Source organism: Chryseobacterium jejuense (genome assembly GCF_900100075.1).
In the GTDB taxonomy this organism is placed as follows: domain Bacteria; phylum Bacteroidota; class Bacteroidia; order Flavobacteriales; family Weeksellaceae; genus Chryseobacterium; species Chryseobacterium jejuense.
This window is the reverse complement of the sequence record NZ_FNEG01000014.1, coordinates 1-2,110: the sequence shown is the minus strand read 5'-3', so window position 1 is coordinate 2,110 and position 2,110 is coordinate 1. Positions and strand designations below refer to the sequence as shown.

Below are 2,110 nucleotides of genomic sequence, written 5' to 3'. Positions count from 1 at the left end.
CTTTAATTAGTAGTCTCGGGCAGGCTCGAACTGCCGACCTCTACATTATCAGTGTAGCGCTCTAACCAGCTGAGCTACGAGACTTTGTTATGAGTAATGGGTGATAAGTAATATCCTCTTCTCCCTCGCTCAATCTCTTCCCTTTACTAATTTCTAGTGGGTTTTGTATTTTTAATATAATCAACCAAACAAAAAACTAAAGCTATACTTTAAGTAAGTATAATGTATCTTTCGATACTGATTTTTTTATCGTCTTACGACGCTCTAAAATGAGATGTTCCAGCCGCACCTTCCGGTACGGCTACCTTGTTACGACTTAGCCCTAGTTACCTGTTTTACCCTAGGCAGCTCCTTTTACGGTCACCGACTTCAGGTACCCCAGACTTCCATGGCTTGACGGGCGGTGTGTACAAGGCCCGGGAACGTATTCACCGCGCCATGGCTGATGCGCGATTACTAGCGATTCCAGCTTCATAGAGTCGAGTTGCAGACTCCAATCCGAACTGAGACCAGCTTTCGAGATTTGCATCACATCGCTGTGTAGCTGCCCTCTGTACTGGCCATTGTATTACGTGTGTGGCCCAAGGCGTAAGGGCCGTGATGATTTGACGTCATCCCCACCTTCCTCTCTACTTGCGTAGGCAGTCTCACTAGAGTCCCCAACTTAATGATGGCAACTAGTGACAGGGGTTGCGCTCGTTGCAGGACTTAACCTAACACCTCACGGCACGAGCTGACGACAACCATGCAGCACCTTGAAAAATGTCCGAAGAAAAGTCTATTTCTAAACCTGTCATTTCCCATTTAAGCCTTGGTAAGGTTCCTCGCGTATCATCGAATTAAACCACATAATCCACCGCTTGTGCGGGCCCCCGTCAATTCCTTTGAGTTTCATTCTTGCGAACGTACTCCCCAGGTGGCTAACTTATCACTTTCGCTTAGTCTCTGAACCCGAAAGCCCAAAAACGAGTTAGCATCGTTTACGGCGTGGACTACCAGGGTATCTAATCCTGTTCGCTCCCCACGCTTTCGTCCATCAGCGTCAGTTGTTGCTTAGTAACCTGCCTTCGCAATTGGTGTTCTAAGTAATATCTATGCATTTCACCGCTACACTACTTATTCCAGCTACTTCAACAACACTCAAGACCTGCAGTATCAATGGCAGTTTCACAGTTAAGCTGTGAGATTTCACCACTGACTTACAGATCCGCCTACGGACCCTTTAAACCCAATAAATCCGGATAACGCTTGCACCCTCCGTATTACCGCGGCTGCTGGCACGGAGTTAGCCGGTGCTTATTCGTATAGTACCTTCAGCTAGATACACGTATCTAGGTTTATCCCTATACAAAAGAAGTTTACAACCCATAGGGCCGTCGTCCTTCACGCGGGATGGCTGGATCAGGCTCTCACCCATTGTCCAATATTCCTCACTGCTGCCTCCCGTAGGAGTCTGGTCCGTGTCTCAGTACCAGTGTGGGGGATCACCCTCTCAGGCCCCCTAAAGATCGCAGACTTGGTGAGCCGTTACCTCACCAACTATCTAATCTTGCGCGTGCCCATCTCTATCCACCGGAGTTTTCAATATCAAATGATGCCATCTAATATATTATGGGGTATTAATCTTCCTTTCGAAAGGCTATCCCCCAGATAAAGGCAGGTTGCACACGTGTTCCGCACCCGTGCGCCGCTCTCAAGTCTCCGAAGAGACTCTACCGCTCGGCTTGCATGTGTTAGGCCTCCCGCTAGCGTTCATCCTGAGCCAGGATCAAACTCTCCATTGTATGTTTGTCTGACTCACTCAAAGTTTTTAACGCTTTAGTTTTTCCTTACTTGGTTGTTATATTGTATGTCAATGATCTTTATATCTTTCGCTTTTTAATGAAGCACTCTTATCTGTCAGTGGCGCTTCATATTTGCGAGTGCAAAAGTAAAACTTTATTTTCATTTGACCAAATGTTTCGAAAGAAAATTTTAAAGTTTTTTAAGTAACCTTAATTCTTCCTAAACCCTCAATCCATCTACTTCTGCGCTCCCTTAATTGGGACTGCAAAGATAAGAACTTTATTTTAACTCGCAAATTTTATTCGATAAAATTTAAAAGCTTTTT

1 tRNA gene and 1 rRNA gene are annotated in these 2,110 nt (G+C 45.5%); both read right to left on the bottom strand.

The features are described from left to right. Positions 1-10: 10 nt before the first annotated feature. Positions 11-84: transfer RNA gene (locus BLS98_RS22955), tRNA-Ile, on the bottom strand. 183 nt (positions 85-267) lie between these two features. Then, positions 268-1,784, bottom strand: a 16S ribosomal RNA gene (locus BLS98_RS22950). Between the last annotated feature and the right edge of the window lie 326 nt (positions 1,785-2,110).